This window comes from Paenibacillus puldeungensis, assembly GCF_042678945.1.
GTDB classification, from domain to species: Bacteria; Bacillota; Bacilli; order Paenibacillales; family Paenibacillaceae; genus Fontibacillus; species Fontibacillus puldeungensis.
Genome location: NZ_JBHTLM010000016.1, coordinates 1 through 16,386, shown reverse-complemented (window position 1 = coordinate 16,386; position 16,386 = coordinate 1). Strand labels below are relative to the sequence as shown.

Annotated in this window: 17 protein-coding genes; 5 read left to right on the top strand and 12 right to left on the bottom strand. The window is 50.8% G+C overall.

Going from position 1 to position 16,386, the window contains the following annotated elements; genetic code table 11:
* Positions 1 to 200: 200 nt before the first annotated feature.
* Genes ACFQ3W_RS18955 through ACFQ3W_RS18930 form a run of 6 tightly spaced genes read right to left on the bottom strand, consistent with a single transcriptional unit; the run spans position 201 to position 6,841 of the window.
* Entirely contained in the window at positions 201 to 1,298 is a 1,098-nt protein-coding gene (locus ACFQ3W_RS18955; RefSeq protein WP_379320805.1) for a YheC/YheD family endospore coat-associated protein, read from the bottom strand.
* Positions 1,280 to 1,816, bottom strand: coding sequence for a GNAT family N-acetyltransferase (locus tag ACFQ3W_RS18950; RefSeq protein ID WP_379320804.1), 537 nt, complete (start codon positions 1,814 to 1,816; stop codon positions 1,280 to 1,282). Before ACFQ3W_RS18950 ends, ACFQ3W_RS18955 begins: the two co-directional genes overlap by 19 nt.
* Positions 1,817 to 1,829: 13 nt before the next feature.
* Positions 1,830 to 2,951: a YheC/YheD family endospore coat-associated protein gene (locus ACFQ3W_RS18945; protein ID WP_379320803.1), complete on the bottom strand. Its 1,122-nt coding sequence runs from the start codon at positions 2,949 to 2,951 to the stop codon at positions 1,830 to 1,832.
* A complete protein-coding gene (locus tag ACFQ3W_RS18940; RefSeq protein WP_379320802.1) occupies positions 2,951 to 4,324 on the bottom strand; it encodes a YheC/YheD family endospore coat-associated protein in 1,374 nt (457 codons plus the stop codon). The genes ACFQ3W_RS18945 and ACFQ3W_RS18940 overlap by 1 nt, the downstream gene beginning before the upstream one ends.
* 22 nt (positions 4,325 to 4,346) lie before the next feature.
* Entirely contained in the window at positions 4,347 to 5,459 is a 1,113-nt protein-coding gene (locus ACFQ3W_RS18935) for a YheC/YheD family endospore coat-associated protein (protein WP_379320801.1), read from the bottom strand.
* Positions 5,460 to 5,473: 14 nt separating this feature from the next.
* A complete protein-coding gene (locus tag ACFQ3W_RS18930; protein WP_379320800.1) occupies positions 5,474 to 6,841 on the bottom strand; it encodes a YheC/YheD family endospore coat-associated protein in 1,368 nt (455 codons plus the stop codon).
* Between the two features lie 250 nt (positions 6,842 to 7,091).
* On the opposite strand from ACFQ3W_RS18930, the gene ACFQ3W_RS18925 reads away from it, so the two are divergent.
* The 3 genes from ACFQ3W_RS18925 to ACFQ3W_RS18915 all read left to right on the top strand — a co-directional run bounded on the left by ACFQ3W_RS18925 (position 7,092) and on the right by ACFQ3W_RS18915 (position 9,057).
* A complete protein-coding gene (locus ACFQ3W_RS18925; RefSeq protein WP_379320799.1) occupies positions 7,092 to 8,255 on the top strand; it encodes a DUF445 family protein in 1,164 nt (387 codons plus the stop codon).
* Between the two features lie 50 nt (positions 8,256 to 8,305).
* Positions 8,306 to 8,650 (top strand): YlbF family regulator, encoded by a 345-nt coding sequence (locus ACFQ3W_RS18920; protein WP_379320798.1) that lies wholly within the window; start codon positions 8,306 to 8,308, stop codon positions 8,648 to 8,650.
* A 113-nt stretch (positions 8,651 to 8,763) separates the two neighbouring features.
* Positions 8,764 to 9,057: a hypothetical protein gene (locus ACFQ3W_RS18915; protein ID WP_379320797.1), complete on the top strand. Its 294-nt coding sequence runs from the start codon at positions 8,764 to 8,766 to the stop codon at positions 9,055 to 9,057.
* 77 nt (positions 9,058 to 9,134) lie between these two features.
* Here the strand turns inward: ACFQ3W_RS18915 and ACFQ3W_RS18910 are convergent, their stop codons facing one another.
* The 3 genes from ACFQ3W_RS18910 to ACFQ3W_RS18900 are packed head-to-tail and all read right to left on the bottom strand — an operon-like array spanning position 9,135 to position 9,898.
* The gene (locus ACFQ3W_RS18910; protein WP_379320796.1) at positions 9,135 to 9,287 is read right to left on the bottom strand and encodes a hypothetical protein; all 153 of its coding nucleotides are present in this window, start codon (positions 9,285 to 9,287) and stop codon (positions 9,135 to 9,137) included.
* A complete protein-coding gene (locus ACFQ3W_RS18905; RefSeq protein WP_379320795.1) occupies positions 9,287 to 9,646 on the bottom strand; it encodes a hypothetical protein in 360 nt (119 codons plus the stop codon). The genes ACFQ3W_RS18910 and ACFQ3W_RS18905 overlap by 1 nt, the downstream gene beginning before the upstream one ends.
* Before the next feature lie 12 nt (positions 9,647 to 9,658).
* Positions 9,659 to 9,898 carry a DUF2249 domain-containing protein gene (locus ACFQ3W_RS18900; RefSeq protein WP_379320794.1) on the bottom strand — a complete coding sequence of 80 codons (240 nt, stop codon included), beginning with the start codon at positions 9,896 to 9,898 and terminating at the stop codon, positions 9,659 to 9,661.
* Positions 9,899 to 10,079: 181 nt separating this feature from the next.
* Here ACFQ3W_RS18900 and ACFQ3W_RS18895 point away from each other — a divergent pair, with 181 nt between their 5' ends.
* Complete coding sequence (locus ACFQ3W_RS18895) at positions 10,080 to 11,414, top strand: DRTGG domain-containing protein (protein ID WP_379320793.1); 1,335 nt, start codon at positions 10,080 to 10,082, stop codon at positions 11,412 to 11,414.
* A 19-nt stretch (positions 11,415 to 11,433) separates the two neighbouring features.
* On the opposite strand, the gene ACFQ3W_RS18890 is transcribed toward ACFQ3W_RS18895, so the two are convergent.
* The 3 genes from ACFQ3W_RS18890 to ACFQ3W_RS18880 form a co-directional block, all read right to left on the bottom strand.
* Positions 11,434 to 11,733: a YtpI family protein gene (locus ACFQ3W_RS18890; protein WP_379320792.1), complete on the bottom strand. Its 300-nt coding sequence runs from the start codon at positions 11,731 to 11,733 to the stop codon at positions 11,434 to 11,436.
* Between the two features lie 248 nt (positions 11,734 to 11,981).
* A complete protein-coding gene (locus ACFQ3W_RS18885; protein WP_379320791.1) occupies positions 11,982 to 12,479 on the bottom strand; it encodes a hypothetical protein in 498 nt (165 codons plus the stop codon).
* The gene (locus ACFQ3W_RS18880; RefSeq protein WP_379320790.1) at positions 12,476 to 12,805 is read right to left on the bottom strand and encodes a YtrH family sporulation protein; all 330 of its coding nucleotides are present in this window, start codon (positions 12,803 to 12,805) and stop codon (positions 12,476 to 12,478) included. Before ACFQ3W_RS18880 ends, ACFQ3W_RS18885 begins: the two co-directional genes overlap by 4 nt.
* A gap of 132 nt (positions 12,806 to 12,937) precedes the next feature.
* Here ACFQ3W_RS18880 and ACFQ3W_RS18875 point away from each other — a divergent pair.
* On the top strand, positions 12,938 to 16,386 hold a 3,449-nt coding region (locus tag ACFQ3W_RS18875; protein ID WP_379320789.1), incomplete at its 3' end, for a DNA polymerase III subunit alpha.

Genomic DNA, 16,386 nt, shown 5'->3' with positions numbered 1-16,386 from the left:
ATGCGGGAGCTAAAGTTGTTCCGCAATTCGCGCTTTTTAACTGATATGGGGCTGTTTTGGAGTGGCCGATGGGCATCTAATATCAAGAGAAATAGATGCACTTTTTACATTTAGATGCTTAGCAAGACTAGAGACAACCGAGAAAAACATATTTTGACTGGTCAAGTACGCGCACGTACGTAGACGTTTGTATAAGTAACTTAGGAATTTTTTTGCTTGTGCATCCACATGGCATATTCAAGTGGCCTTACGATAGCTCTGCGGTACAAGTCAGCGTTTCCGGATTGAGCGAAAACTTCGCGGGCAGGTTTGGGATTAACTTCGAGCAAGTAAATCTGACCGTGCCGATTAATCGCCAGATCAAGTGCGAGCTCGCAAAGCGCCCCTATGGTGTTTTCCAGATACTCGGCAACATCGAGGCTTAACTTCTCGGCGTCTTTACGAACCTCGGAGCGTCGCTCCTCGCCGGTAATCCATTGCTTGAGCAAAGTATTCATCGAAACGGCATGACCGCCACCATGCAGGTTGGAGGTGACGCTGCGCGGAGGGCCGACACGGCCGGCACCCCCGGTCACCTCCCATCGGCCCTGACCGTTTTTCTGCACAAGCATCCGGTAGTCATGGACCCGCCCGCTCGGCAGCTTAATCTGTATTCCTTGCTGGGCGAGAAACCGTCCGCTGCCTTTCCAGCCGAGCAGATAAGCGCTAAGCCGGGATTTATGCATTTTTTGAGCGGGGACGATGCTGCGGTTTTGACGTCTGCCCTGGACCAAATACATATCCTTTTCCAGTCGTTCGATCCGGAGAATGCCCCTGCCCCCGGTACCATTAATCGGCTTAACATAAACGGCAGAGTGATTTTTAAGCAGCCCAAAAACATCGCCGGTATTTTGGAACAGTACGGTTTCGGGGAGATGGGGACGGAAACGGGCCTTACGGGACAGCGTTTGGTGAATCGTCCATTTATTTCGAAGCGGTCTGTTAAGAAAGGTCAGCCCACCGTAGCGGGCACGAAATTGCTTAAGCTGCTCAAAGCGTTTGCTGCGCTGAATGCGGCAGCGATCAAAGATCAGGGTTGGAAAGCTGCGCCACTTGTGAGACCATTTCTTCAGTTTGGGATCGTAGACGAGTGCGTTAATCATTTTTTTCTTGTCGTCCACATCCATTGGGGTAAACACAAAAATATCCAATCCCATCTGCTGTCCTTCTGTGATCATACGCTGATAAATATGCCGCTCTTCAAGATGCTTCTTATCATTCAGGTATAAGGTTAAGATGCCTAGGACGGGCTGAGACAACTAAAATCACCTTCCTTGCAGAATTTCGCCTCCGAAGCCTCGGAATCGTTTGGGGAAACGGTACCCTTCTCCAGCACTAGCCATGATCTTCCGCGCGCATCCTTGACCATGCGATTCGCCGTAAGTCCCGCACGAAAACACATGTTCAGGCTGGAAGCATGACCCAGTGCTACCCGGAGAGACAAGTGGCCAAGGGCAGCGATTTGCTCTGAAAGCAGCCGGGTGCCGAGGCCAAGCTTGCGATATAGCGGATGAACAACCACTAGACAGAGCTCGCTGCCATAGCCTTTTACGCAGCAAACCCCGGCTATTCTGGGACCGTCCTCTGTCTGAATATGGGCCGTCAAGAGGGAACTGCCCGGAAGGCTGAGGTCCCGCGGGGATAGCTTGAGAAGGGCCCGAAAGATATCGGAGGGAATTCGTCCTACACCATATTGTTGTATAAAGGAAAGAATATCCCCATGCTGCGTTTCCCAGTCGGTTCGGCTAGAGACATTTATGGCTCTAATTTCCATCATGATCGTCCCTTCGTTACTTGACTTTCGGGTGTCGGGACAAATATTGACTATACTGAAATATCCGTTCCAGCGATTTTTTGCGGATATGAGGCTCATCAAACTTCATCGGCTTGGCGTTGGCCTCAAAGAACCAGATTTGCCCTTCCGTATCGATCCCAAGATCCATGGACATTTCCCCAAGCATAAAGCCGGATTCCTTCTCGATCTGCTTGGCGATCAGCAGTGCATTCGATTTAAGGCGGCTCAGCAGAAATGATGCCACATCGGCCCCGAAGGTCGGGGTCAGCAGCTTCTCCGGATCTTCGATGCTGCCCCCTTGAGGTACGTGAGTGGTAATTCGCTTCCGTCCGGCAAGTCGGGCTCCGACGCCGGAGATCATCCAGACGCCTTTACCCGTTTTTTGCACGAGAACTCTCAAATCAAAATGCCGGTCCCGGTAAGATGTGAGGCTGATGCTTTCCTGCATAATGTAAGGCGCACGGCCCGATTCCGCTTTAATTCGTCTCCAAAGGGTGGGGAGGCTGGCGGTTCTGTACACAATATTCCTCATTCTTTGTCCCTGAATGATGAGCCGGAACGGCTTGATCGCGGTTTCCTCAAATTGTAGCAGCATGATGCCCTTTCCTGCCTTGCCGCTCTCCGGCTTTAAATATAGGCTTCCGTATTTTTTCAGCATTGTGAAGAGCGTTTTAGGCCCAACCATTTTCTTCGTATCCGGCACGAGTGCCTTCGTCGTCCGGTTCTTCTTAAGCCAATCGAACAGACGCCACTTATTAAAGAAAAATGGATTGAAAAAATGGATCGTCTCATGCTGGATGCATTCGTCTATTTTCCTGCGCACCTCCGGTCTCTTTTCGTCCTCGCGCAGCGGGATGCGGTTGTAAATGACATCGGGAAGCGGGAACCATTGCTTCTTCCAGGTTCTATCCTCACTATGGAACAAATAGCCCTGCACTTTCTTGGCGCCCAGCTTTAAGTCCTTGGCGGTGACAACATAGACGTCGCAATCCTGCTCCAGCCCGCTTTTGACAATATCTCTAAAGTTGGCACGGTTTCCCCGAAATTGCTTGAAATCGTCGTCGACCGTCAATACCGCAACTACCGTTTTTTTCTCTCCAGCAAATGGAGTACTCATCAAGCATCCCTCCGGCGGAATTTGCTTAAGTAGAGGCAATGTTCAAGAATGTGGTCTACGGAGGCTTTGCCTTCGGCACGCAATGACGGATGCTTGAAGATGGAACGACCCGGTTTGGCGTTTGCCTCGAACATCCAGATTTGCTCATCCCGATCGATGCCGATATCGAAGCCAAGTTCCCCGATCAAATGCTGGTGATGAGTTTCGATCGCTTCCGCCAAAGTGACAGCGACCCCCTTGGCGTGCCGCAGCACTTCATCGGCCCGGGCTCCGAAAGCTCGGCTTAACGCCTGCTCTGGTGTGAGTAAGGAGCCACCGTTTTTTATATGGGTAGTTACGCTGCCTTTTCCTGCCTTCTTAGCTCCGATGCCGACAACAACCCATTGATTTTTTCCGTTCTTGTGCATATGAAACCGGAAGTCGATCGGGCACCCTTCAATTTCGATGAGACGAATACCTTGCTGGGCGACATAACCTCTTAAAGAGCGCCCATGTCTCGCTTGCAGCGTACGCATCAGGCTATTAAAAGTACCAAACCGCAGCAGGGCGTTTCGGCCGTTGTTGCGGTAGCGGGCGTAATATCCGCTCTTGGGAATGTAAGAAAGTCGGTATATGCCGTTACCAAGGCTCCCCCCATTCGGCTTGTAATAAATAAGCGAATGCCGCTCGAGCATCTCTTTGATTTGTTCCGTAGTTGGCCCCATGATCGATTCAGGGACGTAACGGTTGACGACATTGTCATTCTCCAGAAGCCGGTAAATATCGGATTTGTTAAAAAAACTCCAGTTGAAAAATGGGATTTTCCGGCGGACGAATCTCTCACGAAGTTGGTTGATTGAGGTGCTTGTTTCCGCCCGGCGGCTGGGCAGCCGATTATAGACAACATCGGGAAGTGGCACTCGTTTTCTTACGAATCGTCCTGCTTCATTAAGAAAGTAGCCATTCACGCTTTCGTCTTCCCAATTAATATCTCGCGGGGTGAAGGCGAAAATATATGAGATTCGGCTCCCTTGGCGCAGCAGCTGCTTTATGAACCCGGTTCTGGAGCCAAACGGATTCCCCATCGAAGTCATTGGTCCGTCCGACAGCACGCCGATCAGCGGCCCGATCTGGACCTCTCCTTCTTGGAGGCTGCGCAGGTATACGCCGCCAGCCTTCGGAATTTTTATCCCTCTCCGAACGCCGGAAGCGAGGTACAAATGCTTTCCCGCCTTATTAATACTCTTTACTGTAGCGGGTATCCGTTCTCCGCCCAGTCTGAGATGTAGTGATTTTTTCCCCGACAGCTTCAGATTTTTCATTAATGCCCTGGACACGTAGACGACCCGCTCGGGTTCCTGCGTGAAATGGACGTTGCAATAAGTCAAACTCATGAATTTTTCCTCCTAAACGTTTTCAGGGTTTGCTTAGCAGCAAATAGCGGGCGTAGGATATCGGATTTTCAATCGATTTTTTGGCACTGATAGGATCTCCAATACGAAAAAATGAGGAACGACCTGGTTTAGAATTCACCTCTATAATCCATACGCTGCCCTGACGATCGACGCCGAAATCGAGGCCGAGCTCCGCCAGACGACCGAAATGGGTCTCCAAATACTCCGGAATCCTTTGGGAGAGTGTACGAATTTCGTTGGCGGCCTCTTTGCCGTCATGTACCCCTAGCTCCCGTATCAGAAAAGGCAGGGCTTTATAAGCGGTTCCGCCTCCGTGAAGGTTAGAGGTAAGCGAGTGTTTTTGGCCGACCCGGACCACCATTCCCGTTAAGCTCCATTCCCCCCGTTCGTTTTTCTGCATGAGGACTCTGACGTCAAACGGTTCGCCCGTTTCACTGCTTAAATGCAAATAGGGTTGAACGAGAAAAGGGCGTGTGCCAGTAAATTTATCCACCCATGCGAGACCTGACTCGGCCGAAGGAAACCGCCTTCTGAATACCGTATTTCTGCTGCTTCTTCCCCTGACCCGCATCTCGCCGCTGTAAGGCTGTAGCTGGATATGCAGCGTTCTTTTTCCGTGCGTTCCGTTCCGAGGCTTCAGGAAAGCTTCCCCTCCATGAGTTTGCAGCCATTTCGCAAGTTGAGGCGGTCCTTCATACTGCACCGTGTTCGGCAAATAAGGTACGAAATCCGGACATTTACGGAGTGCCTGATAGACTGACCACTTTCCTGCCAGGCCACGAGTTAGATACATAAAGGGATGCTGTGTGGCCAGTTCGGACAAAAGATCTTGCTTGCGCAGCATCTGTTTACGGTCGTAGGTAAAGGTGCGGTCATATATGATGTCCGGGCGGGGCATCCATTTGCGAGCCCAGGCTCCATGCTCAAAAATATATCCGGGAATACCGCTGATATCTCCCGCGGAAATCCACTCGGGGCAAAAGACGAAAACGTTCATCCCTTGCCTTCCGCCCATGATGCATAGCTTTCGGCAAAAGGAGGCTTCGGAAAAGGGAAGAGGGCCTTGACTTTCTCCAACCAGGATACCCATGGTGCCTTTATGATGTTTGTTCATAGGATGATTCCTCCTTAGAAGCCGGACAAGAAACGGGTATATTCGATCACTTGCTTAACAGAAGGGCGGATCTTTCCTTCTCCCATTGGAGTGTTATCGTTTTTTGAAGGCTTGGAGTTAACTTCGAGCAGCCACACTCTGCCATTCACATCTACGGCGAGATCTATGCCGAATTCCCCAAAATGCGCCGGCAGCTGTGCATCGACGCCTTGGGCGATTTCAAGCGCCGCCCTTTTCAACCTGACGCTAATTTTCCCCTTGATGCCTGCAGGCAGAGAACTGCGCGCAATTGCATCTTTAACCGTGCTTAATGACCCGCCTCGTGCTAGATTTGATACGAAGTGCTGGCTTCCAGCAATGCGCCCGACAATCGAGGTTGTGTTCCACTTGCCGGATATATTTTTCTGCACAAGGGCCCGGAAATCGACCGGTCTATGGTCCACCTCTATCAAATGCAATCCCTGCTGGATCTGATAACGGGTCGTCTTCATTTTGCCGGACAATGAGGAGAACAGCTTAGAAAGGCTCGGGTAGATTTGCTTGCGCGTTCCTCCAACTTGAGCGGTCAGTGTTTGATATGCGCCGCCTTCGAGCCGGGAAATCCGAATGATTCCTTTACCTAGGCTGCCTTTGACCGGTTTCAAAAAAACGGTGGAGTATTTGCTGCACATCGTTTTCAGCATCGCGAAATTTCGAAACAGGTGGGATTCTGGCAAGTATCGCAGCAGCGAAGCGTCGTGGGAGAGCGCCTCGAATACCTCGTTCTTATCGAGATATTTTTCATTGAAAAAATGGCTTCCGTATCGGGATTTTACTTCTTTCATGAAATGCTGTACGCTAGGTTTATTCTCCAGTTTTCGCGAGGTAAGGCGGTTGTAGAATACGTCTGCGGCAGGGACCTGGGTTTGCTTCCAACCGTTTCCGTAAACCCAACCCGACAGCTGCCCGGAATTTGTACCGATATGCTTCGGCGTAAAAAAGTAGACGTAGACCCCTTGCCGATAACACGCATTGACGAGTTCCTTGCAGAACAGGGTAATCTGACCAAAGGGCTTTTCCGGATTTCCCGGATAATCCTGACTGAGAAGCACACCGAGCAAAGGGCCAAATTGAATAGTAGAAGAGTGTGGTCGGTAGGTGAGACGAAGCGGTGACTTTTGCTGAATCCCCATTTTTCTGGCAAGTTCCTGACTCATTCGAACTCCGTCAGTTCTGGATAACGGGATGACTTTGACGCGATGCCGGAATGATCCAAAAGCGAGCAGGAGTGAAAGATGCGTCGGTATTTTCCATTGTTTGATCAAGTTGTCTCCGAGCACGAGAATATCGTCTTCCAGAATGCCCGGACTCATGATCTGTACTGTTATTTTTTTGGAGGGCATGTAGCGGATCTCCTTCCAAGCTTGGCTTGAGTCTCGGATGTAATTAAAGATCATCTGTGTTAAATGCATGTAATGCATCATATGAGGACATAGAATCCTTGGTGATTAACCTATGCCCGTTTAGATGCCGCTTCGTAAGGGCGGGAATGGTGCTTTTTTGCGTTGGAGACGTGAACCTAGAGCGAATTGTTCTGGTGAAAGAATGGGCGTTAGATCGGGCAACAGCCTAAGAGAATGAGGGAGGAAAGAAGTGGAAGATTGGCTTTACGTATTGATTAGCGTGGGGGTAGCTGCCTTTGTAGGTGGAATTACGAACCATTATGCGATTAAAATGCTGTTTCATCCGAGAAATCCGGTATACATAGGTAAGTTTCATGTCCCTTTTACGCCAGGGTTGATTCCTAAACGTCGGGATGATATCGCCGAGTCGCTTGGCAAGGTGGTAGCCGAGTACCTGGTCACGCCGGAGGGATTGCAGGAATCGGTGCTCAAGCCTTCCTTCCGCAGCCGAGCGGAGGAACGTCTGAATGAATGGCTTGATCGCTGGGATGAAAGCGACTTAACGCTTCGGGATGCTGCATTAAAGGTGTGGACCGAGGAGGAATGGGAGTCGCTTCGATTAAGGCTAGCGGACTTAGCCAAACAAGCGGCTACTCGTGGATTTGAGCAAATGTGGCAGCGCTTCGAGTGGGGAGGCTTGCCGCTGAAGCAGCTCATCCCAGGCTGGTCTGAGGAGAATCGCAAACAGTGGAGCAGAACTGCGGCCGAAGCGATTTTACACGTAGTCGAGGAAGAGTTGTTGTCCGCATCGGGACAACGCATGCTGTCGAAAATGGCGGCAGGGATGATGGATAAAGCCGGTGGCTTTCTTGGAATGATGGCGGCAATCTTCATGGACGAGGATAAACTGGTGCAAAAGCTTACGCCGGCGCTTGTTCGTGCTCTACGTGGCGAAGAAGCCATCCTCAAAACGGCGCGGGCGATTGAAGTTCGCCTTGAGCTTTATGGAGAAAAGCCGGTTGCAGAGCTGCTGGCGTCGTTGACCGGGGAAGAGGCGATAGGATGGATCACCGGCAAGCTCGAGGGTCTCCCGGTGGAGCGGTGGATCCAGCATGCGGAAGCTGTGCCGATCCGTTCTCTACTGAGCTCATGGAAGCATCATGCCAAAGCAAACATCCCCGCGGTGACGGATCGGTTAGTGCGTCTGATCGTAAAAGCGATCCCGTCAGTGATCCAGGCAGTAAGGCTGCCGCAGCTAGTGCAGGAGCAGGTACAGAAGTTTCCGGTCGAGCGTCTGGAGGAAGTGATTCTTAGTGTGTCTGGCAAAGAGTTCCGGGCGATCACCTGGCTTGGGGTGCTGCTTGGGGGGATCATTGGTCTGTTTCAATCTCTCCTCATGCTATGGATTGGATAGCAAGAGAACATATTTCATTTTAGAGTAAACTACTATTAGGAGGAAAACAAATGAATATTTACGACAAAGCCCATGATTTGGCTGCAGCCTTGAAGGACAGTCAGGAAGTGGCAGAAATTACGGCAGCGATGAAGCTTGTGGACGTCGATCCGGAAAGCAAACGCATGCTGGACGACTTCAGAACCCGCCAAAATGAACTACAGCAGCGCATGATGGCTGGAGATATGCCGTCTCCCGAGGAGATGGAGCAGATGGAGAAGGTGTTTGAGGTGCTGAGCCTCAATCTGAATATCCGCCGTCTGTTCGATGCGGAACGCCGCCTTAGCATCATAATCCAGGATGTAAACAAGATCATTACAGACAGTCTGCAGCATTTGTACGGTCCTGAAATGTAAAAGGAAGCAAAAAAGACTCTCATATTCTTTCGTTTTCCTTCATAGAAATAGAGTAGAGCCTAAAGAACGAAGCAACATATCTCGTATTCTATGAAATGAAGGAGCTGCGGAAAATGAAAACGGTGAAGAAGACAAGCAAATGGAAGCATGTTATCTATTTGGTTTTGGCGTTAGGGATGCTCGTTTACGCGCTGCCTCTAATTTCCTTCAAGCCCGGTAGTGGTTGGATTTCTCTATTTGGTGCCGTATGGGCGGGATTCGCTTTTTTAGTGATCGGTGCTCATCTCCATTTTATATTAGGTGTAAGCGAGGAGAAGCAGCGAGCTCTGGATACGATTCGCAGGGCTAAGTTTCGGGAGTGGGAGACGAAGTGGCAGCAGGAGGGAAAGAGCGGACAGGGCCTGTGAGAGAAAAGAAAATCAAAAAAACCTGACGGAAAATCACCGTCAGGTTTTTTTTGTGTCTCCTCAACAGTCCAATCAGTTTACTGTTCAGGTTGAAAAGTTACCTTCCAGTGATCGTCTGCCAGCTGCTCGAAAGCCTCCATAATGATTTGAAACGGCTCTTGGCCTGAACGTAACTGTGGACGTACATCCAGTTCAACGATGCGATTCTTTTTCGTATTTGAGGAATCCATTAAACACTTACCTCCAAATCAGGATTTTCAAGAGCCAGCGTACAGCAAAGACGGGCCATACCGCTTAACCCTTTCATACCGCCATATAAAGTATAGAAAAAGGCATCGGGCGCATCGAGTGAGAATGAAAGGTATTGCTTTGGGTCGATACCGAGCATTTTCTCAAATAATGCAGCCGTGTCATAGGCATAAAAACAAAAGTATGTGTACTTAAATTCCGGCATTTTGTCAGCGATCGTTAGAATTTCATTTGCATAGAGCTCGAGGTTGCTCTCCGCTTCCTCAATCATGCGCAAAGCGTCCTCGATCTCCACGGCGATTTTGATCGTCTTCGCATCGACTACCGTGATTGTGGCCACAGTTCATTCCTCCTAGGCTTGGACTTTGCCGATCTTCACTTGGAACGTGTCCGGACCTTGCTCAATATACTCCCAAGTGAATTGTCCGGCATGCATCGCTTCAAATTGAAACCGCAGAGGCACCGGATCATGGTCGTTGATGAGTAACATCGCTTCTCCTGGTTGCAGGTCATTATAGGCAGAAAAAATCGTTTTATGCTTCAATTGCGGCGGATATTCGGTAGCATTAACGGTAGTTTTGATTGAATTCATCACAAATTCCTCCTGTAACTTAAAAATTTAAGCATTTGCCATCATTATAACAGTGGCGGATAAAGCAAATGTGATACAAATCACAAAAGTGGAAAACCCCACAATTAAGCGCTTTTTTTTGCAATTAATTCGTGTATAATAGGTACAGAGTAGTACAGATTCGGGGAGGGGGGTATAACAGTTGGAGGAACAAGAAGAAAGTGTGACAAAACACGAGCAACTGCTTCAGCACATCGAAGGGCTTAAGATCGGAACGAAAATTTCCGTACGTAAGCTGGCAAAAAGTCTGGGAGTTAGCGAAGGTACGGCTTATCGGGCGGTTAAAGAAGCGGAGAACCTCGGGATCGTCATCACCAAGGAGCGGATTGGAACCGTTCGTGTGGAAAAGAAACCGCGGAATATTTCAGATCAGCTGTCTTTCGGCGATGTGGTGGAAATTGTTGAAGGACATGTGTTAGGCGGGGCTGATGGGTTAGACAAGACGCTTCATAAATATGTGATCGGGGCAATGAAAATCGACGCTATGGCCCGCTATATCGATGCTGGCAGCCTGCTTATTATTGGGAACCGGGAAAATGCTCATTCGCTAGCCCTGGAACAGGGAGCGGGCGTGCTTGTCACGGGGGGATTTGGGACGAGCCGCGAAGTCAAAGCGCTGGCGGACCGATTGTCTCTTCCGATCATTTCTTCACGCCATGATACCTTCACGGTTGCCTCGATGATTAACCGTGCGTTGTTCGACCGCTTGATCAAGAAGAAGATTATGCTGGTGGAGGATATCGTCGCCAGAAAGCCTCGGGTGAATATGCTGAAGGTGACGAGCAACATTTCCGATTTTGATCAGCTGTCTTTGGAAACAGGAAATCAGCATTTCCCGGTAGTAGATGAATGGAACCGGGTGATCGGGATCGTCAGCCGTAAAAACGTAGAAGAACTAAACGGCGATCAGGTAATTGAAAAATGTATGACTCGCCATCCGATTACGGTAGGAATGCAGACCTCCCTCGCTTCAGCCGCACAAATTATGGTTTGGGAGGGGATCGATTTTCTCCCGGTCGTCGACCGCAACCGCAAGCTTGTTTCCTCGGTGACCCGACGGGAAGTACTTCAAGCGATGAGGGACGTGCGCAATCAGCCGCAAATGGGTGAGACGTTCGAGCATTTGATGTGGAACGGCTTTGCCGAGGAGCGCGATGCGGAGGGCAAGCTGTTCTTTAGGGGGATGATTACCCCGCAAATGGCCACGGATCTCGGGACCATATCCCATGGCGTATTGACTTCACTGATGACCCAAGCCGGCCTTCGAGCTGCCAAGGACATCAGCGGAGGAGACTTTGTCGTCGATAGTATTACGACCTATTTCGTACGTCCGGTACAAATCGAAAACCCCGTTGTTGTTACACCGGTACTACTCGAAATGAGCCGCCGGGCCTGCAAACTCGAAATTATGATTACGTATCAAGACAGCCTTATTTCGAAAGCGGTCATGGCACTGCAATCAATTGATCATGCTTAAGTTTCGCCAAGCCTGACGGCTACTCGGCCTTGCTGCGTGAGAAATAGCCATAATTGCGTATTCCGGCGAAAATGTTGAAAGCACCTAGGACCATAAAAAGGGCACCGATCACGACGCGAAGCGATGAACCGCTAAACATAAACATTTGTATGAGTGCGAGGATGATGAGCATTCCTCCCATGCTGATGTTAGTTTTGGCGGCCGACAATCCACGAATCGCAGGATCGACCGAGCGGCGCGACTTAAAGCTGAAAAAAACAGAACATATACAAGTGATGATAAGTCCAGCATATAAGACGTATTGAATACTTTGGACCATAAATTATACAGCTCCTTTTTGAAAATTCAGTTTTGCATGTGAACCTGCGCAAGTTAGGGGTGGAAGTTATGGCTTCCACCTTTATTTTTTCGTCGCCAACTGGAAGGAAAGCTTGTCTTCATATCGGCTCGCCCCCGTCAATGTTTGATGTTAGATGCAGGTTTTGCATTTAAAGGTAGGGCATACCCAGGGAAATGGGTGTGAAAATGGATAGACTGCCTTAACCATCCATATTGTACCATGAAAATTTAGAGCCGCACATACGGACGCATATCGACCCATACTTGAAGCACGCCTTCGCTAACGAGCATCGTTTTGATCTGGATGCTATATTCCTTTTCACGGACCAAGTAAATTTTACGATTCAAGAGCGTGCGGGCCATTTTTGCATCGGTGTCAATCTCGAAAATACTCCGGCCGCGAAGCACTTCCAGTTCGTCATGAAGCTGCTGGGCGACCTCCTTTACCGCAAGCGAGTCTAGCGGAGGATCTCTTTCTTCCACGCGAACCTTGATCTCTTTAATTACCGTGGACCGTTTGTTGTATTTTTTCAGCGTTCGGATATCTTCTTCTGCCTGTTCTAGTTGGATTTTTAAATCCTTGTTCTGAATCCAGAGCATGTTGTAGCTTGTCTGATAAATGACATTGTACGCGATGCTCCCAACGACCATGCCAAAAATGAAAACGGCAGCGAGTTGCATAAACCTCCGGAAACTGGAAAGCTCCGGCGGCTTTGTTTCATTCATCCCCGGTTTCCTCCACACATCCATCTTACCAGCTCCGATCCCATATGAGCTCCCAGAAAAGCGAACAGCAGGAAGCAGATTTGTTTAATGACCGGCGAAAGGTTCCCATCAAAAAAATTGCTCTCGATGACCCGCATCGGGTCGATCGTTCCTCCAACCGCAGCGGCCAGCGCCCAAATCTTAATCCGCGAGGCAACGTCCAGCATTGTATGTGTCGGAGGCTGCAAGGTGACAACCGCGCCAATGCCGCCTACCATGGCCCCTCCGATAACAATCCCGAAGGCGATAAAAAAATCCATGATGACTTTCGTCAGAAAATTACTCAAATATTAGCTCCCCTTTCCGAGGTTGTCCCGTACTTGCTTCCCTACCATTCTATGGGCGGGCTCTAGCCATGTATGATAAAATATTTATAGCTATTCTTCGAGCCATGAAATAGCAGAAAGGGAGGGAATCGCATGAACGACTTTGTTCATCTGCATGTGCATAGCGAATATAGCTTGCTGGACGGCGCGGCCAGACTGGATGAGCTGGTAGCCCGGGCAGCCGAATCCGGCATGACTGCGCTGGCGCTGACAGATCACGGGGTTATGTACGGCGCGGTTCCTTTTTATAAATTGTGCAAGGCGCACGGAATCAAGCCGATCATCGGCTGCGAGGTATATTTTACGGCAGACTCGCGCAAGGAGCGTGGGAGCCGCCAGGATCAACCCATATATCATCTGATATTGCTTGCGAAGAATGAGACCGGTTACCGAAATCTCATGAAGCTGAGCTCGATTGGCTATCTTGAAGGGTTTCACTATAAGCCCCGCATCGACTGGGAGGTTCTGGAGCGTCACCGGGACGGGCTGATATGTTTAAGCTCCTGCCTTGGAGGAGAGGTACCGCAACACCTGCTGCGTGGCAAATACGATGACGCGAAAAAAGCTGCGCTGAAATATAAAACTGCCTTTGGCGACGATTTCTACCTGGAGCTGCAGGACCACGGGATACCCGAGCAGAAAAAGGTCAACCCCGAGCTTGTCCGGCTGTCACAGGAAACGGGCATTTCCCTCGTTGCCACGAACGACGTTCATTATTTGAGTAAGGAAGACGCCGAGGTGCAGGATGTGCTCATTTGCATCGGCACCGGAAAGACGGTTGGTGATGAAGACCGCCTCAAAATGAAAACTAATCAGCTCTATTTGAAAACGGGGATGGAAATGGCTGCGCTGTTTCCGCATATTCCCGAGGCGCTGGAAAATACGGCGAAAATAGCTGCCAAATGTGAGCTTGAGCTGGAATTCGGACGTCATATTTTACCGGCTTTCCGCCCGATTCCGGAAGGGCAAACTGCGGGGAGTTACTTAGCTTACCTGTGCCGTAAGGGACTGGCTGAACGATATGGTCATCTAGAGGTATGGCAGGACGAAGCAGGCCGAGGGCAGCTGGAGGAGCGGCTGGGTTATGAGCTTGAAGTGATCGGCAACATGGGCTTTTCCGATTATTTTCTCATCGTATGGGACTTTATCGCCTTCGCTCATCGCCAAGGCATCAAGACAGGGCCGGGGCGGGGCTCCTCTGCGGGCAGCATTGTCGCGTACGTGCTGCATATCACCGACGTGGACCCAATAAAGTACCGGCTGCTGTTTGAACGATTTTTAAATCCTGAGCGGGTAACAATGCCGGATATCGATGTGGATATCAGCGACGAACGGCGGGATGAGGTCATTGCCTATGTGGGGGATAAATATGGGCCGGAGCATGTTGCTCAGATCATCACCTTCGGGACGATGGCGGCCCGTGCGGCGGTGCGCGATGTTGGACGAGCGCTGAATGTCCCGTTCGGAGAAGTGGACAAGGTGGCCAAGCTGATTCCCGGCAGTCTGGGCATGACGATTGAACGGGCCATGAAGGAAAGCCCGGATTTAAAAGGAATGTATGATTCACTGCCGCGGATCAAGGGGCTGCTCGATATGGCCATGAAGGTAGAGGGGATGCCGCGACACGCCTCTACGCATGCCGCCGGTGTGGTTATTTCACGCGATCCGCTGACCGATTCGGTGCCGCTGCAAACCGGGAGCGAACGTACCGCTCTAACCCAATATTCTATGGAAAATTTAGAGTCCATCGGACTTTTAAAAATGGATTTTCTCGGCCTTCGAACGCTTTCTATTATCGAACGCTGTATGAACTGGATCAACGAGCAGACAGGAGAAGCGCCTGATTTCCGGCATGTTCCCGACAATGACCCGGACACCTATGACATGCTGGGACGTGGAGAGACGACCGGGGTGTTCCAGCTGGAATCGGCCGGAATGCGCCGCGTCCTGCGCGAACTAAAGCCTTCGGCCTTTGAGGACATTATTTCCGTGCTTGCGCTGTACCGTCCGGGGCCAATGGAGTTTATTCCGAAGTATATTGCAGGAAAGCATGGGGACATCAACGTAGAGTACCCTCACCCCGATTTGGAGCCCATCCTAAAAGATACTAATGGAATTATCGTGTACCAGGAACAGATTATGCAGATCGCTTCGAAAATGGCGGGATTTTCGCTCGGTGAAGCGGACCTGCTGCGGCGCGCCGTGTCGAAGAAAAAGCGGGAGGTGCTGGATGAGCAGCGCAGCCATTTTGTGAGCGGCAGTATGACGCAGGGCTACGGAGAGGCGGAGGCAAACGCAGTTTACGATATGATCGTTCGTTTTGCCGATTACGGCTTCCCGCGGGCTCACGCCGCCGCGTATGGTGTGCTCGCTTTCCAGACGGCGTATTTAAAAGCTCATTACCCGGTTCATTTTATGGCTTCCATGCTGACGGCTGTGATGGGCAGCCACCGCAAGGTCGCCGAATACATCGTTGAGTGCCGCCGAATGGGGATTACCGTACTGCCGCCGGACGTAAACGAGAGCGGAGTCTTGTTTACCCCACAGCCCCAGGCTAAAGGTTTAGTCGTTGCTGGCGGGGATGATGGAGCCCAGGAAGGGGCAAGCGTTTTAACTTCGGCATTATCGGATGAGATGTCCAGTCATAACATTGAAGCTTCACTGGGCAAGCCACTGTCTGGGAAACATCAGGATGCCGGACCTTCAGTTCATCATCATTATGAGGTTTCGGGCGTCATCCGCTTTGGCCTGGCGGCGATCAAAAATGTAGGGACTCAGGCGATCGAAAGCATTCTTCGCGAACGGAAGGAACGTCCTTTTGAAAGTCTGCTCGATTTCTGTCGGCGTGTAGATTTGCGCACCTGCAACAAGCGGGTCATTGAATCGCTTATTCAGGGCGGGGCGTTTGATTCTTTGCCAGGACACCGTGCTCAACTGCTGGCGATGCTGGACGAAACGGTTGAAGCGGCACTAAAGTGGCGCAAGGAGCGGGACGATTTGCAAATTCAGCTGTTTGATTTTGTGGAAACGCCAAACTGGGACATCGAGTATCCGGACATTTCCAAGTTCAGCGCCATGGAACAGCTCGGGATGGAACGTGAGCTCCTTGGGCTGTACTTGTCGGGCCACCCGCTGGACGACTATGACGAGCTGCTGGAGAGCGAGGGGATTGACCGGCTGATGGATTTGGCTGAAGCACCTGACGAGAGTCGAACCGTTGTGGCTGGCATGGTCGTTTCGCTCAAAACGATTACGACGAAGCAGGGCAAGCCGATGGCGTTCATCGAGCTGGAGGACCAGATTGAGCGCTGTGAGGTCGTGCTGTTTCCTGAGGTATGGCGGCGTTGCTCGGCGCACGTCGCCAAAGGGGCGCTGATTGCATTAAGAGCCACCGTCCAGCTGCAGGACGAAGGCTTCAAGCTGCTGGCCGATGAGGTGGCGCCGCTTAGCGCGCATACCCTCCAGCAGCTGCGGCGCGGCCTCGCTCGCGGCCGCGCGCAAGCGGGCGGCGAGGCGGGGCACGCCACCGCCCGCCCGGGTGC